Annotated in this window: 1 protein-coding gene and 1 pseudogene; one reads left to right on the top strand and one right to left on the bottom strand. The window is 67.3% G+C overall.

The genetic code is table 11. From position 1 onward, the window contains the following. Positions 1 to 389: pseudogene (locus EOA29_RS35550) on the bottom strand (DUF2182 domain-containing protein); the annotation flags it as partial. Positions 390 to 492: 103 nt separating this feature from the next. Here EOA29_RS35550 and EOA29_RS35545 point away from each other — a divergent pair. Beyond that, positions 493 to 1,691 (top strand): UbiH/UbiF family hydroxylase (locus EOA29_RS35545; protein WP_127222330.1); only part of this gene is annotated, 1,199 nt, incomplete at its 3' end.

Here is a 1,691-nt window from a genome sequence, read left to right as displayed (position 1 = left end):
GTATCCGCAATCTCGCAATAGGTTCGGATCATCGGCGCCGCCGAAGGCAGCATCGCCGCAACAGCCATCAGGAACCACATCAGGACGAGCGCCGCCGCCTGCGCGCCCGCGGCGCCTGCAAGCGGAGCCGGCGTCAGGCACAAAGCGAAAAAGCGGTCGAGGAAACCCGGCAACGGCAATCGCGGCAGGTCTTTCAGCAGCGCATCGCCCGGAGCGCCGGCAAAGCGGCTTTCGGCGCCGCGGATTGCCATGGCAGCGAGGATGAACCAGGCAAGCACAATGCCCGCGCTGATGGTGATCGTCACCGCAAGGCGCGGGCTGCGCGCAAGTCCCGCCGTGGCGCGGCCGGCGCGGTCTAGATGACTGAAATCGTGCTCCTGGCCGGTCATGGCAATCGAATGGGCCGAATCGCCGCGTTGATCAACCCTGCCGATCTGCCCTATATCCGCATATAGGTCCGACGGGGCCGCCCATCACCCATGGAAGCCTGGCGTGGAGCAGAACGACAAAGCCCGCATATTGGTTGCCGGCAGCGGCCCGGCCGGCCTGATCGCAGCGCTCGGCTTTGCCGAGGCAGGCTTTGCCGTGACGCTGGCGGGCCCCGACGTCACCAGCAGCGACGCCCGCACCACCGCCCTCATGAACCCTTCGCTGAAGGTTCTCGACCGGCTGGGCGTGCTTGCCGAGCTCACGCCGCAGGCGGCGCCGCTCAAGGTGATGCGCATCGTCGACGCGACGCGCCGGCTGATCCGCAGCCCGACGGTGACCTTTCGCGCCAGCGAGATCGGCGAGGAGCAGTTCGGGCTCAATTTGCCGAACAATATCCTGATCTCGGTGCTCGCCAAGGCGGTTGCCGCCCATCCAGGCATCGAGTGGCGAAAGTCGATGGTGGAGATATGGCGGCTCGACGCCGACCAGGCCCGTGCGAGCCTCGCCGATGGCAGCGAGGTCTCCGCGTCGCTGGCAGTCGCGGCAGACGGGCGCCTGTCGCCGGCACGGGAGGCGGCCGGCATAAAAGCCTCCGCGCGGCCCTACCCCCAGTCAGCGCTGGTCCTCAATTTCAGCCATCGCAGCGAACACGGCTTCATCTCCACCGAATTCCACACCGAGACCGGACCGTTCACGCAGGTGCCGCTGCCGGGCAAACGCTCCAGCCTCGTCTGGGTGGTGAAGCCGGAAAAAGCGAAGGAACTCGCAGCACTCGACGATGCCGCGCTGTCCATCCGCGTCGAGGAGCAGATGCAGTCGATGCTCGGCCGGGTCTCGGTCGAGCCCGGCCGCCAGGTCTATCCGCTGTCGGCAGCCTCGCCCGGCCGCTTCGCGCAAAACCGCGTGGCGCTGGTCGGCGAGGCCGCACATGTCTTCCCGCCGATCGGCGCGCAAGGACTCAACCTCGGCATCAGGGATATCGAAGATCTGATTGGAATCGCCGGCGAAAACCGGGACGATCCAGGGTCGAGGCTCAGCCTCGCCGCCTATGACACAAGACGTCGTCCCGACATCCTGGCGCGCAGCAGCGCGGTGAACCTGCTCAACTTGTCGCTGCTGTCCGACATGCTGCCGGCCCAGCTTGCGCGCAGCGCCGGCCTCAACGTGCTGGGCAGCTTTGCGCCGCTGCGCGCCTTCTTCATGCGCGAAGGCTTGCGGCCCGGCAGCGGTTTTCGCGCACTGGCCGGCGGCCTGCGGCAACA

The sequence above is a fragment of the Mesorhizobium sp. M1E.F.Ca.ET.063.01.1.1 genome (assembly GCF_003998155.1).
Lineage (GTDB): Bacteria > Pseudomonadota > Alphaproteobacteria > Rhizobiales > Rhizobiaceae > Mesorhizobium.
This window is presented reverse-complemented; position numbering and strand designations above follow the sequence as displayed.